Annotated in this window: 22 protein-coding genes; 10 read left to right on the top strand and 12 right to left on the bottom strand. The window is 62.7% G+C overall.

The window, feature by feature from the left end; all coding sequences use genetic code 11:
* Positions 1 to 5: 5 nt before the first annotated feature.
* Together cysD and ACKLLE_RS16955 are read right to left on the bottom strand one after the other, a co-directional pair.
* The gene (gene cysD / locus ACKLLE_RS16960; protein ID WP_009408193.1) at positions 6 to 923 is read right to left on the bottom strand and encodes a sulfate adenylyltransferase subunit CysD; all 918 of its coding nucleotides are present in this window, start codon (positions 921 to 923) and stop codon (positions 6 to 8) included.
* Positions 924 to 1,060: 137 nt separating this feature from the next.
* Positions 1,061 to 1,819, bottom strand: coding sequence for a Nif3-like dinuclear metal center hexameric protein (locus tag ACKLLE_RS16955; RefSeq protein WP_009408191.1), 759 nt, complete (start codon positions 1,817 to 1,819; stop codon positions 1,061 to 1,063).
* A 241-nt stretch (positions 1,820 to 2,060) separates the two neighbouring features.
* On the opposite strand from ACKLLE_RS16955, the gene algW reads away from it, so the two are divergent.
* Positions 2,061 to 3,221 carry a Do family serine endopeptidase AlgW gene (algW, locus tag ACKLLE_RS16950; RefSeq protein WP_009408189.1) on the top strand — a complete coding sequence of 387 codons (1,161 nt, stop codon included), beginning with the start codon at positions 2,061 to 2,063 and terminating at the stop codon, positions 3,219 to 3,221.
* 152 nt (positions 3,222 to 3,373) lie between these two features.
* Here the strand turns inward: algW and ACKLLE_RS16945 are convergent, their stop codons facing one another.
* From ACKLLE_RS16945 to ACKLLE_RS16930, 4 genes are all read right to left on the bottom strand, one after another.
* Positions 3,374 to 4,138 (bottom strand): amino acid ABC transporter ATP-binding protein, encoded by a 765-nt coding sequence (locus tag ACKLLE_RS16945; RefSeq protein ID WP_420058589.1) that lies wholly within the window; start codon positions 4,136 to 4,138, stop codon positions 3,374 to 3,376.
* A gap of 11 nt (positions 4,139 to 4,149) precedes the next feature.
* Positions 4,150 to 5,244 carry an amino acid ABC transporter permease gene (locus tag ACKLLE_RS16940; RefSeq protein ID WP_009408186.1) on the bottom strand — a complete coding sequence of 365 codons (1,095 nt, stop codon included), beginning with the start codon at positions 5,242 to 5,244 and terminating at the stop codon, positions 4,150 to 4,152.
* A gap of 10 nt (positions 5,245 to 5,254) precedes the next feature.
* A complete protein-coding gene (locus ACKLLE_RS16935) occupies positions 5,255 to 6,424 on the bottom strand; it encodes an amino acid ABC transporter permease (RefSeq protein ID WP_064302434.1) in 1,170 nt (389 codons plus the stop codon).
* Between the two features lie 67 nt (positions 6,425 to 6,491).
* Positions 6,492 to 7,520, bottom strand: coding sequence for an amino acid ABC transporter substrate-binding protein (locus tag ACKLLE_RS16930; protein ID WP_009408182.1), 1,029 nt, complete (start codon positions 7,518 to 7,520; stop codon positions 6,492 to 6,494).
* Between the two features lie 335 nt (positions 7,521 to 7,855).
* Between ACKLLE_RS16930 and ACKLLE_RS16925 the strand changes: the two genes are divergently transcribed.
* The 5 genes from ACKLLE_RS16925 to ACKLLE_RS16905 all read left to right on the top strand — a co-directional run bounded on the left by ACKLLE_RS16925 (position 7,856) and on the right by ACKLLE_RS16905 (position 13,085).
* Positions 7,856 to 8,512 (top strand): alpha/beta hydrolase, encoded by a 657-nt coding sequence (locus ACKLLE_RS16925; RefSeq protein ID WP_064302433.1) that lies wholly within the window; start codon positions 7,856 to 7,858, stop codon positions 8,510 to 8,512.
* Between the two features lie 102 nt (positions 8,513 to 8,614).
* The gene (gene rhlB / locus ACKLLE_RS16920) at positions 8,615 to 10,069 is read left to right on the top strand and encodes an ATP-dependent RNA helicase RhlB (RefSeq protein WP_064302432.1); all 1,455 of its coding nucleotides are present in this window, start codon (positions 8,615 to 8,617) and stop codon (positions 10,067 to 10,069) included.
* 224 nt (positions 10,070 to 10,293) lie between these two features.
* Positions 10,294 to 11,244 carry an ornithine cyclodeaminase family protein gene (locus ACKLLE_RS16915; protein WP_420058588.1) on the top strand — a complete coding sequence of 317 codons (951 nt, stop codon included), beginning with the start codon at positions 10,294 to 10,296 and terminating at the stop codon, positions 11,242 to 11,244.
* Positions 11,245 to 11,259: 15 nt separating this feature from the next.
* A complete protein-coding gene (locus ACKLLE_RS16910; protein ID WP_420058587.1) occupies positions 11,260 to 12,390 on the top strand; it encodes an NAD(P)/FAD-dependent oxidoreductase in 1,131 nt (376 codons plus the stop codon).
* A gap of 74 nt (positions 12,391 to 12,464) precedes the next feature.
* The gene (locus ACKLLE_RS16905; protein ID WP_064302429.1) at positions 12,465 to 13,085 is read left to right on the top strand and encodes a helix-turn-helix transcriptional regulator; all 621 of its coding nucleotides are present in this window, start codon (positions 12,465 to 12,467) and stop codon (positions 13,083 to 13,085) included.
* A gap of 31 nt (positions 13,086 to 13,116) precedes the next feature.
* Here ACKLLE_RS16905 and ACKLLE_RS16900 read toward each other — a convergent pair whose 3' ends face one another.
* From ACKLLE_RS16900 to ACKLLE_RS16875, 6 genes are all read right to left on the bottom strand, one after another.
* Positions 13,117 to 13,896, bottom strand: coding sequence for an ABC transporter substrate-binding protein (locus tag ACKLLE_RS16900; RefSeq protein WP_064302428.1), 780 nt, complete (start codon positions 13,894 to 13,896; stop codon positions 13,117 to 13,119).
* Positions 13,897 to 14,090: 194 nt separating this feature from the next.
* Positions 14,091 to 14,537 carry a molybdopterin synthase catalytic subunit MoaE gene (moaE, locus tag ACKLLE_RS16895; protein ID WP_064302427.1) on the bottom strand — a complete coding sequence of 149 codons (447 nt, stop codon included), beginning with the start codon at positions 14,535 to 14,537 and terminating at the stop codon, positions 14,091 to 14,093.
* Position 14,538: 1 nt separating this feature from the next.
* On the bottom strand, positions 14,539 to 14,784 hold the full coding sequence (locus ACKLLE_RS16890) for a MoaD/ThiS family protein (RefSeq protein WP_064302426.1): 246 nt from the start codon (positions 14,782 to 14,784) through the stop codon (positions 14,539 to 14,541).
* A complete protein-coding gene (gene moaC, locus ACKLLE_RS16885; protein ID WP_064302425.1) occupies positions 14,781 to 15,254 on the bottom strand; it encodes a cyclic pyranopterin monophosphate synthase MoaC in 474 nt (157 codons plus the stop codon). Before moaC ends, ACKLLE_RS16890 begins: the two co-directional genes overlap by 4 nt.
* A gap of 99 nt (positions 15,255 to 15,353) precedes the next feature.
* Positions 15,354 to 16,748 (bottom strand): PhoH family protein, encoded by a 1,395-nt coding sequence (locus tag ACKLLE_RS16880; protein WP_009408163.1) that lies wholly within the window; start codon positions 16,746 to 16,748, stop codon positions 15,354 to 15,356.
* A gap of 309 nt (positions 16,749 to 17,057) precedes the next feature.
* Positions 17,058 to 18,182 carry a polysaccharide deacetylase family protein gene (locus ACKLLE_RS16875; RefSeq protein ID WP_420058586.1) on the bottom strand — a complete coding sequence of 375 codons (1,125 nt, stop codon included), beginning with the start codon at positions 18,180 to 18,182 and terminating at the stop codon, positions 17,058 to 17,060.
* Between the two features lie 121 nt (positions 18,183 to 18,303).
* Between ACKLLE_RS16875 and yaaA the strand changes: the two genes are divergently transcribed.
* The 4 genes from yaaA to ACKLLE_RS16855 all read left to right on the top strand — a co-directional run bounded on the left by yaaA (position 18,304) and on the right by ACKLLE_RS16855 (position 23,986).
* On the top strand, positions 18,304 to 19,083 hold the full coding sequence (gene yaaA / locus ACKLLE_RS16870) for a peroxide stress protein YaaA (protein ID WP_420058585.1): 780 nt from the start codon (positions 18,304 to 18,306) through the stop codon (positions 19,081 to 19,083).
* 828 nt (positions 19,084 to 19,911) lie between these two features.
* Positions 19,912 to 21,228 carry a nucleotide sugar dehydrogenase gene (locus tag ACKLLE_RS16865; RefSeq protein ID WP_420058584.1) on the top strand — a complete coding sequence of 439 codons (1,317 nt, stop codon included), beginning with the start codon at positions 19,912 to 19,914 and terminating at the stop codon, positions 21,226 to 21,228.
* Positions 21,229 to 21,298: 70 nt separating this feature from the next.
* Positions 21,299 to 22,780, top strand: a complete 1,482-nt coding sequence (alg8, locus tag ACKLLE_RS16860; protein ID WP_009395031.1) for a mannuronan synthase — start codon at positions 21,299 to 21,301, stop codon at positions 22,778 to 22,780.
* Between the two features lie 39 nt (positions 22,781 to 22,819).
* Positions 22,820 to 23,986 (top strand): PilZ domain-containing protein, encoded by a 1,167-nt coding sequence (locus tag ACKLLE_RS16855; protein WP_420058583.1) that lies wholly within the window; start codon positions 22,820 to 22,822, stop codon positions 23,984 to 23,986.
* Positions 23,987 to 23,999: the final 13 nt, after the last annotated feature.

Raw genomic sequence — 23,999 nt, 5'->3', positions numbered from 1 at the left:
TGAAATTAGAAGTAGCCTTGACGTTTTTTGTCTTCCATCGAGCCTGCGCCATCGTGGTCGATGACACGGCCCTGACGTTCGGACGTACGGGTCAGGAGCATCTCCTGGATGATGTCCGTCAGGGTCTCGGCCTCCGACTCGACGGCACCCGTCAACGGGTAGCAGCCGAGGGTACGGAAACGCACCTTCTTCTTGACGATGCGGGCTTTTTCCTCGTCGCTCAGGTGCTCGAGGATGCGATCGTCGTCGATCATGATCAGGGTGCCGTTCTTCTCGATGACTTCACGCTCGGCGGCGAAGTACAGCGGCACGATCGGGATGCCTTCGAGATAGATGTATTGCCAGATGTCCAGCTCGGTCCAGTTCGACAGGGGGAACACGCGGATCGACTCGCCCTTGTTGACCTTGCCGTTGTAGACGTTCCACAGCTCCGGACGCTGGTTCTTCGGGTCCCAGCGGTGCTTGCTGTCGCGGAAGGAATATACGCGTTCCTTGGCCCGCGACTTCTCTTCGTCGCGGCGCGCGCCACCGAAGGCGGCGTCGAAACCGTGCTTGTCCAGCGCCTGCTTGAGGCCCTGGGTCTTCATGATGTCGGTGTGCTTGGAACTGCCGTGGGTGAACGGGTTGATGCCCTGCGCAACACCCTCGGGGTTGACGTGGGTGATCAGCTCCAGGCCCATTTCCTCGACCATCTTGTCGCGGAAGCGGTACATCTCCTGGAATTTCCACTGGGTGTCGACGTGCATCACAGGAAACGGCAGCTTGCCAGGGAAGAAGGCCTTGCGTGCCAGATGCAGCATCACGGCCGAATCCTTGCCAATGGAGTAAAGCATCACCGGGTTGTCGAACTCGGCGGCCACCTCACGAATGATGTGGATGCTTTCCGCCTCCAGCTGTTTCAAATGCGTCAGTTTGTCGACCATGGCTACTCACGGGAAAAACGATCTTGTGGACGGCCAAACGGGCCGTGTTCGAGCGGGCCACTCTATCACAGCGCCCGCTTCTATTTAGGAGGGTGGCTAGAACGAAACAATCTATGGATATGCCCGACCGTTTGGGCTCACACAGGGTTGGGGCAGTCGATGAACAGATGCTCCAGGGCAAAACGCCGGGCCAGGTAATCGCCAAGCGCCTGGACGCCGTAGCGCTCGGTCGCGTGGTGGCCGGCAGCGATGAAGCTGATGCCGTTCTCCCGGGCGCTGTGGTAGGTCTGCTCGGACGCTTCGCCGCTGATGAACAGGTCCACACCCGCCTCGATCGCCTGGTCGATATAGCCCTGGCCGCCGCCGGTGCACCAGCCCACCCGGCGGATAACGTCCTCGCCCTCGACCAGCAGCGGCTCACGCCCCATGACTTCACTGACCCGACGGGCGAAGTCTCGCGCCGACACTGGCTCGGCCAGCGAACCGACCAGCCCCACCACCCGCGGGTTGGCCGGATCCAGCGGGCCTTCGACGGTGATGTCCAGTTGCCGGGCCAACTGCACGTTGTTGCCCACCTCCGGGTGCACGTCCAGCGGCAGGTGGTAGGCCAGCAGGCTGATGTCGTGCTTGAGCAGGGTTTTCAAACGCCGCTGCTTCATCCCGGTGATGCACGGGTTCTCGCCTTTCCAGAAATAGCCGTGATGCACCAGCACCAGGTCCGCTCCCGCCTCAACCGCCGCGTCCAGCAGTGCCTGGCTGGCGGTAACGCCGCTGACGATGCGGGTCACCTGCGGGCGCCCCTCGACCTGCAGGCCGTTAGGGCAGTAATCCTGGATTTTTGCGCTACCGAGATAACGGTCGGCTTCCTCGACCAGGGTAGTCAGGGCAACAGCCATGGAAAGACTCCTCAATTCAGCAGTTCAGCGCGGCGCAAGGCCCCGTATAATGCCGGCCATTATGGGCCGTCGACGGTTTCGGGGAAACCGCCGGCAATGCCCCGGGGCACTCGGTGGCAGGCATCGCTCGCCGAGTGATTTAGCGGTTCCTGCCGGGTGCTTGCCGAAGTATCATCGCGCGCTTCAAACCACTTTCCCCATAGCGTCACCGGCTCGGGCCAACTCCCCCAGGATGCGTTAAATGTTCAAGGCTCTGCGTTACTTCGGCTGGCCGCTGTTCACCGGCGTGCTGATCGCCATGCTGGTCATCCAGCGTTTTCCCGAGTGGGTCGGCCTGCCCAGCCAGGACGTCAACCTGCAACAGGCACCGCAGACCACCAATGTGGTCCAGGGTCCGGTGTCCTACGCCGACGCGGTGACCCACGCGGCGCCGGCCGTTGCCAACCTGTACACCACCAAGGTGGTCAACAAGTCCGCCCATCCATTGTTCGAGGATCCGCAGTTCCGCCGCTTCTTCGGCGACAACCTGCCCAAGCAGCGCCGCTGGGAGTCGAGCCTGGGTTCGGCGGTGATCATGAGCCCGGAAGGCTATCTGCTGACCAACAACCACGTGACCGCCGGTGCCGACCAGATCGTGGTGGCGCTCAAGGACGGTCGTGAAACCCTGGCCCGGGTCATCGGCAGCGACCCGGAAACCGACCTGGCGGTGCTGAAGATCGACCTGAAGAACCTGCCGGCGATCACCATCGGCCGCTCCGACACCATCCGCATCGGCGATGTCGCCCTGGCCATCGGCAACCCCTTCGGCGTAGGCCAGACCGTGACCATGGGCATCATCAGCGCCACCGGCCGCAACCAGCTGGGCCTGAACAACTACGAGGACTTCATCCAGACCGACGCTGCGATCAACCCGGGCAACTCCGGCGGCGCGCTGGTGGACGCCAACGGCAACCTGACCGGGATCAATACGGCGATCTTCTCCAAGTCAGGCGGCTCCCAGGGCATCGGTTTCGCGATCCCTACCAAGCTGGCACTGGAGGTGATGAAGTCGATCATCGAGCATGGCCAGGTGATTCGCGGCTGGCTGGGCCTTGAAGTACAGCCGCTGAGCGAGGAGCTGGCGGAGTCGTTCGGCATGAAGGGTCGCCCGGGTATCGTAGTCGCGGGGATTTTCCGCGACGGGCCGGCGCAAAGGGCTGGCCTGCAACTGGGTGACGTGATCCTGAGTATCAACGGCGAACCGGCCGGGGACGGTCGGCGCTCGATGAACCAGGTGGCACGGATCAAGCCGAGCGAGAAAGTGGCCATCGAGGTCATGCGCAATGGCAAGCAGTTGAAGCTGGTAGCCGAGGTCGGGCTGCGGCCACCACCGGCGCCGGTGGTGAAGGAAGAAGAGAACTGATCCAGGAGTCTTATTGCTCTTGAGGGCCTCATCGCTGGCAAGCCAGCTCCCACAGGTTATGCGATACCTGTGGGAGCTGGCTTGCCAGCGATGAGGCCCTCAAGAGCACCACAAGGAACGGCTGGTAGACCTGGATCTGCCAGCCACCTCAATCAATGCAGGATCTGGCTCAGGAACAACCTGGTCCGGTCATTCTGCGGCCGGTCGAAGAAGTCATCCGGTGCCGCCTGCTCGACGATCTCCCCCTTGTCCATAAAGATCACCCGGTTCGCCACGGTCCGGGCGAAGCCCATCTCGTGGGTCACGCAGAGCATGGTCATGCCGTCTTCCGCCAGGCTGACCATGGTATCCAGCACTTCCTTGACCATCTCCGGGTCGAGTGCCGAGGTCGGCTCGTCGAACAGCATGATCTTCGGTTTCATGCACAGCGCCCGGGCGATAGCCACGCGCTGCTGCTGGCCACCGGACAACTGCCCCGGGAATTTGTGCGCCTGCTCCGGAATCCGTACCCGCTCCAGATAGTGCATGGCGATTTCCTCGGCCTTGCGCTTGGGCATCTTGCGGACCCACATCGGGGCCAGGGTGCAGTTCTGCAGGATGGTCAGGTGCGGGAACAGGTTGAAGTGCTGGAACACCATGCCGACTTCACGGCGGATCGCCTCGATCTGCTTGAGGTCGTTGGTCAGTTCCACGCCATCCACCACGATGCGGCCCTGCTGGTGCTCTTCCAGACGGTTGAGGCAACGGATGGTGGTGGACTTGCCCGAGCCGGACGGCCCGCACAGGACGATGCGCTCGCCCTGGCGCACATTCAGGTTGATGTCCTTGAGCACGTGGAACTGGCCGTACCACTTGTTCACGCCCTGCATCTGGATAATGCCTTCAGGGCCTACAGGCTGTTTGATCGCTTCGCTCATCAAAATCTCTCCTAACGCTTGTGGCCTGTATCCAGCTTGCGCTCCAGATGCATGGAGTAGCGGGACATACCGAAACAGAAAATCCAGAACACCAGGGCCGCGAACACGTAGCCCTCGGTCGCCATACCCAGCCATTTGGGGTCGGCAGCCGCCTGCTTGACGCTGTTGAGCAGGTCGAACAGGCCGATGATGATCACCAGGCTGGTGTCCTTGAACAGGGCAATGAAGGTGTTGACGATGCCGGGAATCACCAGTTTCAGGGCCTGCGGCAGGATCACCAGGCCCATGGCGCGCCAGTAGCCCAGGCCCATGGCGGCGGCGGCTTCGTACTGGCCCTTGGGAATGGCCTGCAGGCCACCGCGCACCACTTCGGCGATGTAGGCCGACTGGAACAGGATCACCCCGATCATGGCGCGCAGCAGCTTGTCGAAGCTCATGCCCTCGGGCAGGAACAGCGGCAGCATCACCGAGGACATGAACAGCACGGTGATCAACGGCACGCCGCGCCAGAACTCGATGAAGGTCACGCAGACCACCTTCACCGCCGGCATCTTCGAACGCCGGCCAAGCGCCAGCAGGATGCCCAGCGGCAAGGCGCCGACGATGCCCACGGTAGCGATCACCAGGGTCAGCATCAGGCCGCCCCACTGGCTGGTGGGTACCGTGGTCATGCCCAGGCCACCATGCAGCAGGGTGTAGGCGATGATCGGGTAGGCGACGAGGAAGCACAGGCCGTAGACCGCCTTGCGCGGGAAGCGCGAGATGAACAGCGGCGCCGCGCCGATCACTGCCAGCCACACCGTCAGGTCAACGCGCCAGCGCAGCTCGGTGGGGTAATAGCCATACATGAACTGGCCGAAGCGCTGCTGGACGAACACCCAGCAGGCGCCCTCCTTGGTGCAGTCGGCGCGGGTCGTGCCGACCCAGTTGGCGTCGAAGATCGACCATTGCAGCAAGGGCGGCACGATCAGCCAGACCAGGTAGATGGCGAACAGGGTCAGCAGGGTGTTGAGCCAGCTGGAGAACAGGTTGGCCCGCAGCCAGGCGACGACACCGACGGTCTTCACCGGTGGCGGCATGTCGGGTTTGAAAACATGGGTACTCATGCGCGTCTCCTTACCGCTCGATCAGCGCAATGCGCTTGTTGTACCAGTTCATCAGCAGGGAAATGCTGATGCTGATGGCCAGGTACACGCTCATGGTGATGGCGATCACCTCGATGGCCTGCCCGGTCTGGTTGAGCACGGTGCCAGCGAACAGCGAAACCATTTCCGGGTAACCGATACCGGCCGCCAGCGAGGAGTTCTTCGCCAGGTTCAGGTATTGGCTGGTCAGCGGCGGAATGATCACCCGCATGGCCTGGGGAATGATCACCTTGCGCAGGGTCGGCCCTTCGCGCAGGCCCAGAGAGCGTGCCGCTTCGGTCTGGCCGTGGCTCACCGAGCGGATCCCGGAACGGACGATCTCGGCAATGAACGCCGCGGTGTAGATGGTCAGCGCCAGGGTCAGCGCCAGCAGCTCGGGAATCAGCACCCAGCCACCGGCGAAGTTGAAGCCTTTCAACTCCGGCAGTTGCCAGCTCAGCGGGTTGCCGAACAGCAGCACGCTCAAGCCCGGAATCACCAGCAGCAGGCCGACGGCGGCCCAGAACTTGTGGAACGGCTCGCCGGTGGCCTCGAAGCGGCGATTGGCCCAGCGCACCATGGCGACCACGGCGACGATCGCCAGCAGCACGGCTACCGCGAACGGCCAAAAACCTTCGGCCAGCGAGGCCCCGGGCATGTTCAGCCCGCGGTTGCTGATGAAGAAGGTGTCGTTGATGTTGATGCTGCCCCGTGGCCCCGGCAGGGTCAGGAACACCGCGAAATACCAGAAGAGGATCTGCAGGAGCGGCGGGATGTTGCGGAAGGTCTCGACGTAGACGGTGGCCAGCTTGTTGATCATCCAGTTCGGCGACAGCCGCGCCACACCGATGATGAAGCCGAGCAAGGTCGCGAGGATGATACCGATGAAGGTCACCAGCAGCGTGTTGAGCAGGCCGATGACGAAGACCCGTGCATAGGAATCGGATTCGGTGTAGGGAATCAGATGCTGGGCGATGCCGAAGCCGGCGCTGCGCTCGAGGAAGTCGAAGCCGGAGGTGATGCCCCGGTGTTGCAGGTTGGTCTGGGTGTTGTGGAACAGATACCAGCCCAGACCGACCACGAAGACTATCGTGAGGATCTGGAACAGCCACGCGCGAACGCGTGGATCGCTAAGGGACAAGCCCCTGGGTGGATTGTGCATGAAAGGCCCCGAAGAGAAGAAACGCTACGGCCCGCGGTGACAGCAACGTCACCGCGGGCCGACCCGATCAGCGCACCGGAGGCGCGTACTGGATGCCGCCGTTGTTCCACAGGGCGTTCAGGCCGCGGTCGATCTGCAGCGGGGTGCTCTTGCCAAGGTTCTTCTCGAACACTTCGCCGTAGTTGCCCACTTGCTTGACGATCTGTACGACCCAGTCCTTCGGCAGTTTCAGGTCCTTGCCGTACTCGCCGTCGGCGCCGAGCATACGGGCCACGTCCGGGTTCTTGGTCGACTTGGCTTCAGCCTCGACGTTCTTCGAGGTGACGCCCGCCTCTTCGGCATTGAGCATGGCGAACAGGGTCCAGCGCACGATGGAGAACCACTCTTCGTCGCCTTTGCGCACGACGGGGCCCAGCGGTTCCTTGGAGATGGTTTCAGGCAGAACGACGTAGTCGGTCGGCGAGGCCAGCTTGGAGCGTTGTGCGTAGAGCTGCGACTTGTCCGAAGTCAGTACGTCGCAACGGCCGGACTCCAGCGACTTGGCGCTTTCGTCGGACGTGTCGAAGGTGATCGGGGTGTACTTCAGGCCGTTGGCACGGAAGTAGTCGGAGACGTTCAGTTCGGTGGTGGTACCGGCCTGGATGCAGATGGTTGCACCGTCCAGCTCCTTGGCGCTGGAAACGCCGAGCTTCTTGTTCACCAGGAAGCCGATGCCGTCGTAGTAGGTGACACCGGCGAACACCAGGCCCATGCCGGCGTCGCGCGAGCTGGTCCAGGTGGTATTGCGCGACAGCACGTCGACTTCACCGGACTGCAGCGCGGTGAAACGCTCCTTGGCGTTCAGCTGGCTGAACTTGACCTTGGTCGCGTCGCCGAACACTGCGGCGGCCACGGCGCGGCAGACGTCAGCGTCGATACCGACGATGGTGCCCTTGGCGTCCGGCACCGAGAAGCCCGGCAGACCGTCACTGACCCCACACTGTACAAAGCCTTTCTTCTGCACCGCATCCAGGGTTGCACCCGCCTGGGCAAAGGAACTCAGGCCCAGCGCTGCGGCAGCCGTCATGACTGCCAGGGTGGACTTCAACATCTTCATTAAAACCTCCAGTTCGCTCTTATTGTGTTGAGCCGGCTTGCACCGCACCCTTATGAGGCGCATCCGACCCGTTTCGGCTTGTTATTGGGTCAATTGGCGCAATTCGCTGTTCTGTGACAGCCTTGGTTTTCCCATGAGGAGGTGTTACCGAGGAAACACGCCACATCATGTCGAAGGGGGTGTAGCAAAGCGCGTACCACATCGCCTGGCTAAAGCGGTTCAGCCTTTGGCAACTGGCAAAGTTATAGCAATGCGACATCTTTTTTCCCCGTGGCCCTCGCGTGCCTTTTTTTCATGCACCGCATTGAGATCGCGTGCACTACTTCGGAGCAGTCATGACCAACCCATTGATTCTCGAACCCCAGAAGACCGCCGACGCCTGTGTGATCTGGTTGCACGGGCTGGGGGCCGATCGCTACGACTTCATGCCGGTTGCCGAGATGTTGCAGGAGCATCTGCTCACCACCCGTTTCGTTATGCCCCAGGCACCAAGCCGCGCGGTGACGATCAACGGCGGCTATGAAATGCCCAGCTGGTACGACATCAAGGCCATGAGCCCGGCCCGGGCCATAGACGAGGCGCAACTGGAAGAGTCCGCCGAGCAGGTCATCGGTCTGATCGAAGATCAGCGCGCCGCCGGCATCGACCCGAACCGGATCTTTCTTGCCGGCTTCTCCCAGGGCGGCGCGGTGGTGCTGCATACCGCCTATATAAGGTGGCAAGGTGCGCTCGGAGGCGTGCTGGCACTGTCCACCTATGCGCCGACCTTCAAGGACGACACCCAGCTTACCGCCAGCCAGCAGCGCATCCCGGCGCTGTGCCTGCACGGCGTAAATGACCCGGTGGTGCTCCCGGCCATGGGCAGAACCGCGTTCGAGTACCTCAAGCACTGGGGTGTCAGTGTCAACTGGCTGGAGTACCCGATGGAGCACGAGGTGGTACCGGACGAAATCCGCGACATCTTCGACTGGCTGAGCCAGCGTCTGCGCTGAAAGTCGCATTACCTGTAGTTGTCGGATCAATCCACTACGCCGAGCCCGAATCTTGCATTACACTGCCCGGCGTACATTCCTTAACCAATCGATGAGAAGATCGTGCTCAAAGCACTCAAGAAGATGTTCGGCAAAGGCGAGGTTGAGCAACTCGTCGCCGAAAGCGCTGCCCCCGTGATGCAGCCACCTGCCCCGACTCCCGCTCCCGCACCGCCCGCCGTCGACCAGCGCAAAGCCGAAACGCCAGCCCGCGCAGAGACCACGGAGGCGGCCAAGCCTGCACGCAGCCAGCCTGCCGCCAAGCCGCGCCGCGAACGCAAGCCGAAGCCCCAGGCCTCGACCTGGAAGCTGGAAGATTTCGTGGTCGAGCCGCAGGAAGGCAAGACCCGCTTCCATGATTTCAAGCTCTCGCCGGAGCTGATGCATGCCATCCACGACCTCGGCTTCCCCTATTGCACGCCGATCCAGGCCCAGGTGCTGGGGTTCACCCTGCGCGGCCAGGATGCAATCGGCCGGGCCCAGACCGGCACCGGCAAGACCGCGGCCTTCCTGATCTCGATCATCACCCAGCTGCAGCAGACCCCGCCGCCCAAGGAGCGCTACATGGGCGAGCCGCGGGCACTGATCATTGCCCCGACCCGCGAGCTGGTGGTGCAGATCGCCAAGGATGCCGCGGCGCTGACCAAGTACACCGGCCTCAACGTGATGACCTTCGTCGGGGGTATGGACTACGACAAGCAGCTCAAGGCCCTCGAAGCCCGCCACTGCGACATCCTCGTCGCCACCCCGGGCCGCCTGCTGGACTTCAACCAGCGTGGCGAAGTGCACCTGGACATGGTCGAGGTGATGGTGCTGGACGAAGCCGACCGCATGCTCGACATGGGCTTCATCCCGCAGGTGCGCCAGATCATTCGCCAGACCCCGCCCAAGAGCGAGCGCCAGACGCTGCTGTTCTCGGCCACCTTCACCGAAGACGTGATGAACCTGGCCAAGCAATGGACCACCAATCCGGCCATCGTCGAGATCGAGCCGGAGAACGTTGCCAGCGAAACCGTGGAGCAGCATGTCTACGCCGTTGCCGGCAGCGACAAGTACAAGCTGCTGTACAACCTGGTCACCGGGAACAAGTGGGAACGGGTCATCGTCTTCGCCAACCGCAAGGACGAAGTGCGGCGGATCGAAGAGCGCCTGGTGCGCGACGGTGTCAACGCTGCGCAGTTGTCCGGCGACGTGCCGCAGCACAAGCGCATCCGCACCCTGGAGAACTTCCGCGAAGGCCGCATCACCGTGCTGGTCGCCACCGACGTCGCCGGTCGCGGTATTCACATCGATGGCATCAGCCACGTGATCAACTTCACCCTGCCGGAAGATCCGGACGACTACGTGCACCGCATCGGCCGCACCGGCCGGGCCGGGACCAGCGGGGTATCGATCAGCTTTGCCGGCGAGGACGATTCCTACCAATTGCCGGCGATCGAGGAACTGCTCGGGCGCAAGATCAGTTGCGAGATGCCGCCTACGGAGTTGCTCAAGCCGGTGCCGAAAAAGCACGGGTGATGACAAGGAACGCAGTCTTCGGACTGCGTTTTTTTATGCCTGGAGATTGTTGGTGATGCTGATGGCCTCATCGCTGGCAAGCCAGCTCCCACAGGATCGGCGGCGCGCCAGCGATAGGGCCATCAGCAACACCACAAATTTCAGACCTTGGGGATGGAAAATACTTAAACTAAAAGTCCATAATGGAAAAATTAGTTTATCAACCAACCCCGGAGCCCCACCCAATGGCCGCGCCTCTAGTCATCGATCAGCAGCAAGCCCGCCAACTGCTCGCCCGGGTGGATGTTCCCCGGGTGCTGCGCGACCTGTTCCGCGACCTGGCCGCCGGCCAGGCGGTGCAACCGCCACAGCAACTGGTGGAGTTTCCCGCCGGCCAGGGCGATTTCATCAACTACGGCGGCGTGCTCGCCGAAGAACGGGTCTATGGCGTCAAGACGTCTCCCTACATCGTCCGCGACCAGGGGCCGCTGGTGACCGCCTGGACCTTGCTGATGTCGATGGACAGCGGCCAGCCCCTGCTGCTCTGCGACGCCGGCGAACTGACCACGGCGCGTACCGCCGCCACCACCGCCGTTGCGGTGGATACCATGGCCCCGGCCGACGCCCGGCGCCTGGCCATCATCGGCAGCGGTCCGATCGCCCTCGCCCATTTGCATTACGTCAGCGAATTGCGCGAATGGCAGGACATCCGCCTGTACTCGCCCTCCCTGCACGGCAAAAGTGCCGAGCAGCGCAACGCCCTTCTCGCCCTGGACAGCCGCCTGGACCTGCATGATGACCTCGATAGCGCGCTGCACGACGCCGATGTGATCCTGCTTTGCACCTCTTCGGCCAAGCCGGTGATCGACCCGGCCAAGCTGAGCAAACCGGCGCTGATCACCTCGATCAGCACCAACGCCGTACGCGCCCACGAAGTACCACCGGCCAGCCTGGCAGCGATGGACGTCTACTGCGACTACCGCAAGACCACCCCGGGCAGCGCCGGCGAAATGCGCCTGGCCGCCGAACAGCATGGCTGGAACCAGGCCGCCATCGTCGGCGACCTGCCGGAACTGGTCAGCGGCCATGCCGCCCGCCCCGAATACAAGCGCCATGCGTTCTTCCGCTCCATCGGCCTCGGCCTGGAAGACATCGCCCTGGCCAATGCCCTCTACCATCTGCAGTGCAGCCACTGAGTCGCGGAGACTGTCATGCAACAGGCCGACTACATCATCATCGGCGCCGGCATTGCCGGCGCGTCCACCGGCTACTGGCTGGCGCCCCACGGCAAGGTCCTGCTGCTGGAGCGCGAAACCCTGCCGGGCTATCACTCCACCGGTCGCTCGGCGGCGCTCTACACCGCTGCCTACGGCACGCCGCAGGTACGCGCCCTGACCCTCGCCAGCCGGGCCTTCTTCGACCAGCCGCCTGCTGGCTTCGCCGACCACCCGCTACTGACCCCGCGCGGCGAGATGACCGTGGACTTCGAAGGCGATGCCGAAGAACTCCAGCGCCAGTTCGAAAGCGCCCGCGCCTGCGTGCCGGACATGCAGTTGCTCGACGCCGATGAAGCCTGCGCGCGGATTCCGGTGCTCAAGCGGGAAAAGGTCCACGGTGCCCTGTACGACCCCAGCGCCAGCGATATCGATACCGACGGCCTGCACCAGGGCTACTTGCGCGGCATCCGTCGCCAGCAGGGCGAGATCCATGGCGATTGCGAGGTGCTGGGCCTGGACAAGGATGCGCAGGGTCAGTGGCTCGTCGAAACCTCACGCGGTAAGTTCCGCGCCCCGGTGCTGATCAATGCCGCCGGAGGCTGGGCCGACAGGATCGGTGAGCTGGCCGGGGCCAGGCCGCTGGGCCTGCAACCCAAGCGCCGCGCCGCGTTCATCTTCGAAGCGCCGGCAGGCATCGACACCCACGCCTGGCCGATGCTGGTCAGCCTGGACGAGTCGTTCTACATGAAGCCCGACGCCGGCATGCTCCTGGGTTCGCCGTGCAACGCCGACCCGGTCGAGCCCCACGATGTACAGCCGGAAGAGCTGGACATCGCCCTGGGCATCTACCAGATCGAGGAAGCCACCACCCTGACGATCCGCCGCCCCTTCCGCACCTGGGCCGGGCTGCGCAGCTTCGTTGCCGACGGCGACCTGGTGGCCGGCTTCGACCCCTTGGTGACCGGCCTGTTCTGGGTCGCCGCGCAAGGTGGCTATGGCATCCAGACCTCGCCGGCCATGGGCCAGGCCAGCGCCGCCCTGGTGCGTGGAGAAGAATTGCCGGCCGAATTGCGTGGCTTCGGCCTGAGCGCCGCACAACTGTCACCCGCGCGCCTCGGCGGGTGACTCCTCCGGCCGTTTGCGGCAAACTCCCAGCGCCCTGCACCAAGGGCGCCGACCCCATCGCGGAGCCCGCCAGAATGTCCAGCCCCGATCCATTCCTGCAGAACTACCGGGCGATCGCCGATGCCATCGCCACCTTGTTCTTCCCCCACGCCGAAGTGGTCTTGCACGACCTGCGCACGCAGAAGATCGACTACATCGCCAACAACCTGTCCAAGCGCGAGATCGGCGACGACGCGGCGCTGGAAGACATGTTCGAGGAGGGCACCGACGAAACCAATATCGGCCCTTATGAAAAGCTCAACTGGGACGGCCAGAAGATCCGCTCGCTGAGCACCGTGCTGCGCGACCCGTCGGGCCAGCCGCTGGCGGTGCTGTGCATCAACCTGAACATTTCCCTGTTCGAGAACGTCAAGGCGGCGCTGGACCTGTTCCTTTCGCCGGGCAAGCTGATTCCACAGCCGGAATCACTGTTCCGCGATGATTGGCAGGAACGTATCAACACCTTCCTCAACAGTTGGCTGCGCCAGCGTCAGCTCAGCCTCAACCTGCTCACCCGCGATCACAAGCGCGAACTGGTCCTGGCCCTGCATGCCGAAGGCGCGTTCAAGGGCAAGAGTGCGGCCAACTATGTGGCCAATGTGCTGAACATGGGGCGGGCGACGGTGTACAAGCACCTGAAGGAGCTCAAGGCCTGAACAGCGTCAGGCCCTGGCTTGGGGCGACAGATCAGTCGCCGTAGATATCGGTCTTGAAGTACTTGGCCTGGATCTTCTGGTACTCGCCATTGGCGCGAATCGCATCGATGGCCTTGTTCAGTTCCGCGACCAGCTCGGTATTGCCCTTGCGCACGGCGATACCGGCGCCTTCACCGACGAACTTCGGATCCTTCAGTTCCGGGCCGACGAACGCGAAGCCCTTGCCCTTGTCACTCTCGAGGAAGCCCAACTGCAGCGGGATGGTGTCGGCGAAAACCCCGTCGAGCCGGCCCGAGGCCATGTCCATGAAGATTTCTTCGTTGGTGGTGTAGCGCACCACTTCCACGCCCTTGGGCACCAGCACCGCAGTGACATAACGGTCGGTGGTGGTCGCCCGCTGCACGCCGATGCGCTTGCCTTTCAGGGCTTCGTACTGGTCATCGACCTGGCTGCCCTCCTTCATCGCCAGGCGCGCCCCGGTGAAGTAGTACTTGTGGGTGAAGTCCACGGATTTCTTGCGTTCCTCGGTGATGGTGATCGAAGACAGCGCGGCGTCGATCTTCTTCACCTTCAGCGACGGGATCAGGCCATCGTATTCCTGTTCGGTCCACTTGCACTCGACCTTCATCTCGGCGCACAGGGCGTTGCCGATGTCGTAGTCGAAGCCGGCGATATTGCCGTCCGGGGTCTTGTAGGCGAACGGTGGGTAGGCCGCCTCGATGCCGATGCGCAGGGTCTTTTCCGCGGCGAACAGCGGGCTGCTGGCCAGCAGGCCGAGGGCCAGGCCGGCGATCAGGTGGGTGGTCTTCATGATGGGGCTCTCTCGCTCGTTGTTGTGTTGGGGGTGACAAGACAGAGGAAAGGAGTCGGGCCCGAGGGCCGGTGGTTATTTGTACTTGTTAATCCATACTGGACTTTATCGTATGGAAACACAACAACCTAAATCGCCAGAACAACACAAAACCCTGTTCCCACAGGGTTTTGCATGGTTTTCAGAAGTGTTGTCTACCAACGCCCCGCCGCATCGGTATCGCTCTGCCTGCCCTCGACCCAGCGCTCCCCTTCGCTGGTCTGCTCCTTCTTCCAGAACGGTGCCCGGGTCTTGAGGTAGTCCATGATGAAATTGCAGGCGTCGAACGCCGCCTGGCGATGGGCGCTGGCGACGCCGACGAAGACGATCGGCTCGCCTGGCTGCAGAGCCCCGACCCGGTGCAGCACCTCGACCTTGAGCAACGGCCAGCGCTGCCCGGCCTCGGCCACGATCTTGCCCAGGGCCTTTTCGGTCATGCCCGGGTAGTGCTCGAGAAACATCCCGGCCACATCCAGGCCATCATTGAAATCGCGGACATAGCCGACAAACGCCACCACCGCGCCAACACCGACATTGGCCGCATGCATGGCATTGGTTTCCGCTCCCGGGTCGAAAGGCGCAGCCTGTACCCTGACGCTCATCTCAACCTCCGGTAACCGGCGGGAAGAAAGCCACTTCGTCGCCGTCTGCAAGGGTTTCGTCCGTCCTGCACAGATCCTGGTTGCGCGCGCACATCAGGTTCTGCCCGGCCAGCACCGCATAGGCTTCGCCCTTGCCGAGCAGGGCCTGGCGCACATCCTCGATACGGGCGAAATCGCCTTCCAGCGTTTCGCCATCGAGCCCCAGCACCTCGCGGTAGCGGGCGAAATACACGACATTGATCTTCATTGCGCATCAGCCTGGTAATGGCCGCTCTTGCCGCCGAGTTTCTCCAGCAGACGCACGCTCTCGATGGTCATGCCGCGGTCTACCGCCTTGCACATGTCATAGAGGGTCAGCGCGGCGACGCTGGCGGCCGTCAGCGCCTCCATCTCCACCCCGGTCTGCCCGGACAGCTTGCAGCGCGCAACGATATGCACGCAGTCGCTGCCCTCGGCGCTCAGCTCGACCTTCACCCCGGTCAGCATCAGCGGATGGCACAGCGGAATAAGATCACTGGTCTTCTTCGCCGCCTGGATGCCAGCGATACGCGCCACGGCGAACACATCGCCCTTGGGATGGGCACCGTCGACGATCATGCTCAGGGTCTGCGGCAGCATGCGCACACGCGCTTCGGCCACGGCTTCGCGGAAGGTCACGGCCTTGTCGGTCACATCGACCATCGCGGCACGGCCCTGGGAATCGAGATGAGTCAGCACAGAGGGAACTCCTGATCGGGGGTGGGGATTGTAAACCCGCGAGTCAGGATCTGGCAGCGAAAAAAAGCCGGGCGGCGCTTGGCCGCCCGGTGCTGTCGTTTACAGATGCGACTCGGCGTACTCGGCCAGAATCGACCGCGGCACCCCTTGCAAGGTGATATGCACCCCGTTCGGGAAGTCCTTGAAGCGCTCGGTGAGGTAGGTCAGACCCGAGCTGGTGGCCGAGAGGTAGGGCGTGTCGATCTGCGCCAGGTTGCCCAGGCAGATCACCTTGGAGCCTGCACCGGCACGGGTGATGATGGTTTTCATCTGGTGCGGGGTGAGGTTCTGGCATTCGTCGATGAGGATCAAGCTTTGCTGGAAGCTGCGCCCGCGGATGTAGTTCAGGGATTTGAACTGCAACGGGACCCTTTCGAGAATGTATTCGACACTGCCGTGCGTGCTCTCGTCATCCATGTGCAGGGCTTCGAGGTTGTCGGTGATGGCGCCGAGCCACGGTTCCATCTTTTCCGCCTCGGTGCCGGGCAGGAAGCCGATTTCCTGGTCCAGGCCCTGCACGCTGCGGGTTGCGATGATGCGCCGGTAGCGCTTGCTGACCATGGTCTGCTCGATCGCCGCTGCCAGCGCCAGGATGGTCTTGCCGGAACCGGCGGCGCCGGTCAGGTTGACCAGGTGGATATCCGGGTCGAGCAAGGCGAACAGCGCCAGGCCCTGGTGGATGTCACGCGGCTTGAGGCCCCAGGCTTCCTGGTGCAGCAGCGGCTCCTGGTGCAGGTCCAGGAGCAGCAGCTCGCTGTCCTTGATGCCCTTGATCCAGCCAACGAAGCCCTGTTCATCGATGATGAACTCGTTGACATGAACCGCCGGCAGGTTGTCGATCAGTTGCACCCGATGCCAGGTACGGCCGCGCTCCTGACGGGTTTCGACCTTCGCAACGCGATCCCAGAAGGAGCCCGTCACCGAGTGATAGCCCTTGGATAGCAGGCTGACGTCATCGACCAGTTGGTCGGTGCTGTAGTCCTCGGCCGCGATCCCGCAGGCGCGGGCCTTGAGGCGCATGTTGATGTCTTTGGTCACCAGCACCACGTCGCGATGCTTGTGCTTGCTGCGCAGGTCCAGGACCTGGTTGATGATGATGTTGTCGTTGAGGTGTTCAGGGAGCAGGCGATTGGGTTCGGTGCGCTCGGTCATCAGGATCGACAGCGACCCCTTCGGACCGCTCTTGCCGCGCTGGATGGGGACACCCAGCTCGACATCGGACGGTGTGGCATCGCCCAGGGTCTGGTCGATAAGGCGGATGGCCTGGCGGCATTCGGCGGCGACTGTATGTTTGCCGGTCTTGAGCTTGTCGAGTTCTTCCAGCACCGTCATGGGAATGGCGACGTGGTGTTCTTCGAAATTGAGCAGGGCATTGGGGTCGTGAATCAGGACGTTGGTGTCCAACACATACAGGATTGGCTGGTCGGAGGAAGAAGTGCGTCCTTGGTCATCCATACTCGGTCACCTTATGTGGGGCTACACGATGCGCTACGGCTGCATCGCAGAGTGACGCCGTTCTTCCCGTATCCGCGTCGTTACGGGCGGGAAGTGCACCTGCATAAGGAAGGTCCCTGGAGACGCCACCTGGCTGCAGGATTCGGCCGTCTGACTCCTACATACCGCAAAAACCATTGCAGGAAAAAGCGTTTTTACCGGTTGGTGAAGTTTATTTTTCGCTTTGACGAATAGCCCTTGGCGAGCCGGGAAACCCCGACTACAGTCAGGAGTGGACTGCGTTGAATCCTTTCACCACTCCCCGTCCGATCACTGCCCGGCGAAGTCGCGGCAGTCCTCCCAGCCGATCCCGCTTCGTGCCGTATTGGTCAGCAGCCAGGTCACTACTTCCAGGGCCTTGGGCTGGCTGTCGTTGAGCTGGATCAGGCCGCGACGCCATAGCAGCATCAAGGTCAGGGTGCGCTGCGCCGACTGCTCGGCGGTCAGTGCGCCGAGATCCTGGGCGTCTATATCCCACAGGGCGACCCTGAGGTTCTGACTGGCGAAGAAGGCCGGGCTGTCGGCACGACGTTGCCCGTAGGGCGGGCGGAACAGTGGCACGTACTGCTCCGGCAGATCGCTCTGCGCCCGCGCCACCCCGCGAATCACCGAGTCCTCCCAGTCCTTCCATTGCGCATGGGAACGGTACTGCCAACCCTGGGTACCGACGCATTGCCCGCGATACATGTCCCGCAGCGCCTGCAGCGACTGCCGGTCGCGGCGGTTCTGCAGGTTCTGCCCGAGAACGAAGAACAGGCCATGCAGCTTCTGCTTGCGCAGGAAGGTGGCCAGGGCTTCGGTATTGCCGGGGATCACGCTGGGGCCGCCGTCGAAGCTAAGCAGGAACAGGCGGTCATTCAGGCGGTCCCCCGTCAGTTCCTGGGGCGAGAACAGCGCCACCTCGCTGGCGGTCTGAGGAAACAGCGCGGCCTTGCGCAGGATTTCGTTCAGGTAGGCGATATGGAACTGCCGGCTCGGTTCGGCCCAACCGGCATAGAAGGAGTCGGCCTCGACGGCGAAGGTAGCAGCCGTACGGCGCAGGTCGCCGAGGTTTTCCACCACGTAGCAGAACGACGCATCCTGCTCGCAACTTTGCTGGGCCATGTCGTAGTTGCGCCACAGGGTGCGCCATAAGCGCTCACGCACTTCGCGGATCATCGGCATATTGGCCTGGCGCAGTTGCAGCCGGGCGGTAAGGGTCGCGTCGTCGAGGACTTCGCTTTCGCTCAGTACCCGCGCGAAGGAAAGGGTCTCGGCCCGCGAGGCCACGTCGAAAAGCACCGGGGTATCCAGGGTCTCCGGCCAGGCAGCACGATCGAAAACGGCAACGGGCTGCATAGCGGCCTGGGCGCCGAAGGCCAGCAGGACGGTCAGGGCGACGAGGGCTTTACGCACGATGAACACTCTTGCATTGATCCGCCGGGCACTATAGCAGCGCTTGTGCCTATCGCCGCGATAGCTGGAGAACATTAGTCGCGCCCCGTAGAATCGCCCGACGATCCAAGGAGCCGACCTTATGCTGACGGTGATTTCCCCCGCCAAGACCCTCGACTACGACACCCCGCCGGTGACCTCGCGCTTCACCCTGCCGCAGTACCTGGACGACTCCCAGGAGCTGATCCTGCAACTGCGCGAGCTGTCTCCGGCGCAGATCAGCGAGCTGATGCACCTTTCCGACAAGCTCGCCGGCCTCAATGCCGCGCGCTTCGGCAGCTGGACCCCGCAGTTCACCCCGGTCAACGCCAAGCAGGCGCTGCTGGCCTTCAAGGGCGACGTCTATACCGGGCTGGATGCCGAAAGCCTGGAGGAGGACGACTTCAGCTACGCCCAGGACCACCTGCGCATGCTCTCCGGCCTCTATGGCCTGCTGCGCCCGCTGGACCTGATGCAGCCCTACCGCCTGGAGATGGGCACCAAGCTGGCCAACGCCCGCGGCAAGGACCTGTACGCCTTCTGGGGCACGCGGATCAGCGAATGGTTGAACCAGGCGCTGGCCGAGCAAGGCGACGACCTGCTGCTCAACCTGGCCAGCAACGAGTATTTCAGCGCGGTGAAACGCAGTGCGCTCAAGGCCCGGGTGATCAATACCGAGTTTCGCGACCAGAAGAACGGGCAATACAAGATCATCAGCTTCTACGCCAAGAAAGCCCGGGGCCTGATGAGCCGTTTCGTGATCCAGGAGCGGATCAACGACCCGGAACAGCTCAAGCAGTTCGATGTGCAGGGGTACTACTACAGTGCCGAGCAGTCGAAACCGGACAATCTGGTGTTCCTGCGGGATCATCCTGACGATTGATCTGCCGTATGGCTGATGGCCTCATCGCTGGCAAGCCAGCTCCCACAGGGATCGCGGAACCTGTGGGAGCTGGCTTGCCAGCGATGAGGCCATCATGAACAAAACAAATCCCCCTGCCCCTCAAATCCGCCAACATCCCGGCGCCAAAAAACCACCCTTCTTGCGTTATCGCAAAACGCCATAAGACCGTTCGTAGTTTTTTGACGAAAAATCCTGAAAAAATTTTCCGTAATGGCACAAAACCATCCCACCCCAAGTTCGCCCCGTATATATCGGGGTGAAACTCCCGCGTGCTATCAGATTGAAAGTATTCCACCATTAAAAAATATTAAAAAATCTTTCACCACGCCTCCCGCACCTCCGGAACTATCCCTCGGATAGCCGCTCATACCACCGGTAACGATTTTCCAGAGCAGCATGTGAGAAATGACTTACATAACAAACATTCCAGTGTGGAAGTTGTACGGACCCAGTCGAGCCTATGCCCGGAACCCGTCCGGAGCACCGCTCAGGCCCAGGAGAAGACGCACTCAAAATTCGTCCTAGTGGTTGATTTCAAAGGATTTAATCCAGTTGAAAGAACAAGCACTGCAGTATTGAAACAGCGGTACTGCAATAAAGACGGCTAGCGTTTGGGGCATGCCCCGTTTTATGGCCATTGGCTGCCTTATTTGAGTGCATGTATTTAAGCGCTCACAACTTACTTATGCCTGCGTGCGAACCCCGGAACTTTCGCTTCGGTTTCGCGCGCCCGAAAAACGGCTGGTAATCAACCCGGTCCGGTTCTTTGAATGGAATCGGCGTAGCTAACTACATGAGGTGAATGCGATGCGTATCAGCATCTTTGGTTTGGGTTATGTGGGTGCAGTCTGTGCCGGATGCCTGTCTGCCCGGGGCCATGAGGTCATCGGCGTGGATGTTTCCGCAACCAAGATCGACCTGATCAACCAGGGCAAGTCCCCGATCGTCGAACCCGGCCTGGAAACCCTGTTGCAACAGGGTATCGCCAACGGTCGCCTGCGTGGCACCACCGATTTCTCCCAGGCCATCCGCGACAGCGACCTGTCGATGATCTGCGTCGGCACCCCGAGCAAGAAGAACGGCGACCTTGGCCTGGAGTACATCGAGTCGGTGTGCCGCGAGATCGGCTTCGTCCTGCGCGAGAAAGCCAGCCGTCACACCATCGTGGTACGCAGCACCGTGCTGCCGGGCACCGTGAAGAACGTGGTGATCCCGATCCTCGAAGACTGCTCGGGCAAGAAGGCCGGCGTCGATTTCGGCGTGGCGGTCAACCCCGAGTTCCTGCGTGAAAGCACCGCGATCAAGGACTACGACCACCCGCCGATGACCGTCATCGGTGAGCTGGACAAGGCCAGCGGCGACGTGCTCCAGGCCCTCTACGAGGAACTCGATGCGCCGATCATCCGCAAGGACATCGAAGTCGCCGAGATGATCAAGTACACCTGCAACGTCTGGCATGCGACCAAGGTCACCTTCGCCAACGAGATCGGCAACATCGCCAAGGCCGTCGGCGTCGATGGCCGCGAGGTGATGGACGTGGTCTGCCAGGACAAGGCCCTCAACCTGTCCCAGTACTACATGCGCCCGGGCTTCGCCTTCGGCGGCTCGTGCCTGCCCAAGGACGTACGCGCCCTCACCTACCGCGCCGGCAGCCTCGACGTGAAGGCGCCGCTGCTCGACTCGCTGATGCGCAGCAACGAATCCCAGGTGCAGAACGCCTTCGACATCATCGAAAGCCATGACAAGCGCAAGGTCGCCCTGCTCGGCCTGAGCTTCAAGGCCGGCACCGACGACCTGCGCGAAAGCCCGCTGGTGGAACTGGCCGAACGCCTGATCGGCAAGGGCTACCAGTTGAACATCTACGACCAGAACGTGCAGTACGCCCGGGTCCATGGCGCCAACAAGGACTACATCGAGTCGAAGATCCCTCACGTCTCCTCGCTGCTCAACGACGACTTCCAGAAGGTCATCGACGACGCCGAGATCATCGTCCTGGGCAACCGCGACGAGCAGTTCCGAGCCCTGGCCCAGCAGGCCCCGGCCGGCAAGCAAGTGATCGACCTGGTCGGCTTCATGAGCAAGACCACCTGCCCGGCCAGCCGTACCGAAGGTATCTGCTGGTAAGCAGGCTGCGCGGGGCCGTGCGGCCCCGCGCGCTTTTTCGAACGTCCCGTCACCGATACGGATGCTGAACATGCAAAGCCTCAAGCACGGCCTGCTGCAGGCCGCCGGTTGGCTGTTCTACGTGAGCCTGCTCATGCTGATCGCCCTGGCCCTGCCCAACACCCTGTTCGACCCCGACTCCAAGGACTTCCTGTTCCTGATCGGCGCCGTCGGCATCTGGCGCTATTCCATGGGCGCGACCCACTTCGTGCGCGGCATGCTGTTCCTCTACGTGGTCTACCCACGGCTGCGGCGCCAGGTGCGCAAGCTGGGCAAGGCGGCCGATCCGTCCCACGTGTACCTGATGGTCACCAGTTTCCGCATCGACGCCCTGACCACCGCCCAGGTGTACAGCTCGGTTATCCGCGAAGCGATCCAGTGCGGCTACCCGACCACCGTGGTCTGCTCACTGGTGGAAATGTCCGACGAGCTGCTGATCAAGAGCCTGTGGGCCAAGTACAACCCGCCGGAACACGTCAGCCTGGACTTCGTGCGCATCGCCGGGACCGGCAAGCGCGACGGCCTGGCCTTCGGTTTCCGCGCCATCTCCCGCCACCTGCCGGACGAGAATGCCGTGGTTGCGGTGATCGACGGCGACACCGTGCTCGGCGAAGGCGTGGTACGCAAGACCGTGCCCTGGTTCAAGCTGTTCGGCAATGTCGGCGGCCTGACCACCAACGAATTCTGCGAAGTGCGCGGCGGCTACGTGATGAGCGAATGGCACAAGCTGCGCTTCGCCCAACGCCACATCAACATGTGCTCCATGGCCCTGTCCAAGCGCGTGCTGACCATGACCGGGCGCATGTCGATGTTCCGCGCCACGGTAGTCACCAACCCCGAATTCATCGCCGACGTCGAAAGCGACTCGCTGTACCACTGGCGCCTCGGCCGCTTCAAATTCCTCACCGGCGACGACAAGTCCAGCTGGTTCAGCCTGATGCGCCTGGGCTACGACACCTTCTACGTGCCCGACGCCGACATCAACACTGTCGAGCATCCGCCGGAAAAGAGCTTCTTCAAGGCCAGCCGCAAGCTGATGTACCGCTGGTACGGCAACAACCTGCGGCAGAACTCCCGCGCCCTGGGCCTGGGGATGCGCCGCCTCGGCCTGTTCACCAGCGTGGTGCTGTTCGACCAGCGCGTCTCGATGTGGACCAGCCTGCTCGGCCTGACCGTGGCGCTGATCGCCAGCTTCAAGTTCGGCGGCAAGTTCATCCTCGCCTACCTGCTGTGGATCGGCATCACCCGCCTGATCCTCACGATCATGCTGCTGTGCTCCGGACACAAGATCGGCCCGGCCTACCCGCTGATCCTCTATTACAACCAGATCGTCGGCGCGCTGATGAAGATCTACGTGTTCTTCCGCCTCGACCGCCAGTCCTGGACCCGCCAGCCCACCGCACTCAAACGCGACCTCGCCAGCTTCCAGCAATGGTTCAACACCTGGTCCTCCCGGACCATGACCTTCTCGGCGGCCAGCATCTTCGTTGCTGTGCTGTTCGTGGTCGTGTGAGTCGCCGCAACCCTACGGATCCAACAGGAAAACATCGCCATGAATACCGCCGTGAATGTCAATGTCGTGCATGAGTCCGAAACCCAGCGCCAGCATGCCCGGGTCAAGATCCCGGCCAGGCTGCGCTACCTGAATGCGAACCGCGAGACCGTCGAGGTCAAGGTCGAAGACCTCTCCGCAGGCGGCCTGAGCTTCCACGCCAAACAGCCGCTGCCCGTGGGCGAAGTGATGCGCGGACGCCTGCAGTTCACCGTCGACAACCTGGGCCTGTCGATGGATATCGAGTTCCAGGTGCGCTCGCACAACGCGGCCGACGGCCGGACCGGCGTGCAGTTCCAGAACCTCGAGCCACGCGACATCGCCACCTTGCGCCACCTGATCACCTCGCACCTGTCCGGCGAGCTGATCAGCATCGGCGACGTGCTCAGTACCCTGCAGCGCGACAACTTCACCAAGGCGCGCAAGCAGAAGAACGACGGCGGCGGCCTCAGCCCGCTGGGCCGCCTGCGCGCCGTGACCTTCAGCCTCGGCGTGTTCGTAGTCGGCGTCGCCGCCTTCGCCTTCATCGCCAAGTCGGTGTACGGCGTGTACTTCGTCAGCCATGCCGAAGCCGGCGTGGTCAGCGTGCCCACCACCCAGGTCACCATGCCGCGCGACGGCACCCTGCAGGCCCTGGTGGAAAACGGTGCCGAGGTCGTCAAGGGCGCGCCGCTGGCTTCGTTCAGCACCAGCATGCTCGACCTGCTCAAGGGCCACCTGGACGACGAGCAACTGGAACCGGCCAAGGTCGAGGAACTGTTCGGCAAGCAGATGAGCGGCACCCTTACCAGCCCGTGCGACTGCACCGTCGCCCGCCAACTGGTGGATGACGGCCAGTACGCGGCCAAGGGCGCGGTGATCTTCCAGCTGATCCCGCGCACCAGCAATCCGACCATCGACGCACGCTTCAGCTATCGCCAGTTCGACGACGTCAAGCCAGGCACCCGGGTCAACTTCCAGATCGCCGGCGACGGCGAAGAGCGCACCGGGCGCATCGTCAGCAGCGCCAACCTCAACAGCGACGACCTGTCCTCGGACATCCGCGTGCAGATCAAGCCGGATGCACCGCTGCCGAGCCAGATGGTCGGCCTGCCAGCGAGCGTCAACGCCAAGCGCGGCCCGTCGCTGGACTGGCTGATCGACAGCGCCATGGCGCATGGGCTCTGAAGAGGAGTTCGGT

It is taken from the genome of Pseudomonas bharatica (assembly GCF_048586865.1).
In the GTDB taxonomy this organism is placed as follows: domain Bacteria; phylum Pseudomonadota; class Gammaproteobacteria; order Pseudomonadales; family Pseudomonadaceae; genus Aquipseudomonas; species Aquipseudomonas bharatica.
Note: the sequence above shows the minus strand (reverse complement) of the source record. Positions and strands in the feature narration are given on the sequence as shown.

Bases quoted from the DNA above. Each gene is read 5' to 3' on its own strand.
- cysD (WP_009408193.1), bottom strand. From the start codon at position 923: ATGGTCGACAAACTGACGCATTTGAAACAGCTGGAGGCGGAAAGCATC.
- ACKLLE_RS16955 (WP_009408191.1), bottom strand. From the start codon at position 1,819: ATGGCTGTTGCCCTGACTACCCTGGTCGAGGAAGCCGACCGTTATCTC.
- algW (WP_009408189.1), top strand. From the start codon at position 2,061: ATGTTCAAGGCTCTGCGTTACTTCGGCTGGCCGCTGTTCACCGGCGTG.
- ACKLLE_RS16945 (WP_420058589.1), bottom strand. From the start codon at position 4,138: ATGAGCGAAGCGATCAAACAGCCTGTAGGCCCTGAAGGCATTATCCAG.
- ACKLLE_RS16940 (WP_009408186.1), bottom strand. From the start codon at position 5,244: ATGAGTACCCATGTTTTCAAACCCGACATGCCGCCACCGGTGAAGACC.
- ACKLLE_RS16935 (WP_064302434.1), bottom strand. From the start codon at position 6,424: ATGCACAATCCACCCAGGGGCTTGTCCCTTAGCGATCCACGCGTTCGC.
- ACKLLE_RS16930 (WP_009408182.1), bottom strand. From the start codon at position 7,520: ATGAAGATGTTGAAGTCCACCCTGGCAGTCATGACGGCTGCCGCAGCG.
- ACKLLE_RS16925 (WP_064302433.1), top strand. From the start codon at position 7,856: ATGACCAACCCATTGATTCTCGAACCCCAGAAGACCGCCGACGCCTGT.
- ACKLLE_RS16915 (WP_420058588.1), top strand. From the start codon at position 10,294: ATGGCCGCGCCTCTAGTCATCGATCAGCAGCAAGCCCGCCAACTGCTC.
- ACKLLE_RS16910 (WP_420058587.1), top strand. From the start codon at position 11,260: ATGCAACAGGCCGACTACATCATCATCGGCGCCGGCATTGCCGGCGCG.
- ACKLLE_RS16905 (WP_064302429.1), top strand. From the start codon at position 12,465: ATGTCCAGCCCCGATCCATTCCTGCAGAACTACCGGGCGATCGCCGAT.
- ACKLLE_RS16900 (WP_064302428.1), bottom strand. From the start codon at position 13,896: ATGAAGACCACCCACCTGATCGCCGGCCTGGCCCTCGGCCTGCTGGCC.
- moaE (WP_064302427.1), bottom strand. From the start codon at position 14,537: ATGAGCGTCAGGGTACAGGCTGCGCCTTTCGACCCGGGAGCGGAAACC.
- ACKLLE_RS16890 (WP_064302426.1), bottom strand. From the start codon at position 14,784: ATGAAGATCAATGTCGTGTATTTCGCCCGCTACCGCGAGGTGCTGGGG.
- ACKLLE_RS16880 (WP_009408163.1), bottom strand. From the start codon at position 16,748: ATGGATGACCAAGGACGCACTTCTTCCTCCGACCAGCCAATCCTGTAT.
- yaaA (WP_420058585.1), top strand. From the start codon at position 18,304: ATGCTGACGGTGATTTCCCCCGCCAAGACCCTCGACTACGACACCCCG.
- ACKLLE_RS16865 (WP_420058584.1), top strand. From the start codon at position 19,912: ATGCGTATCAGCATCTTTGGTTTGGGTTATGTGGGTGCAGTCTGTGCC.
- alg8 (WP_009395031.1), top strand. From the start codon at position 21,299: ATGCAAAGCCTCAAGCACGGCCTGCTGCAGGCCGCCGGTTGGCTGTTC.
- ACKLLE_RS16855 (WP_420058583.1), top strand. From the start codon at position 22,820: ATGAATACCGCCGTGAATGTCAATGTCGTGCATGAGTCCGAAACCCAG.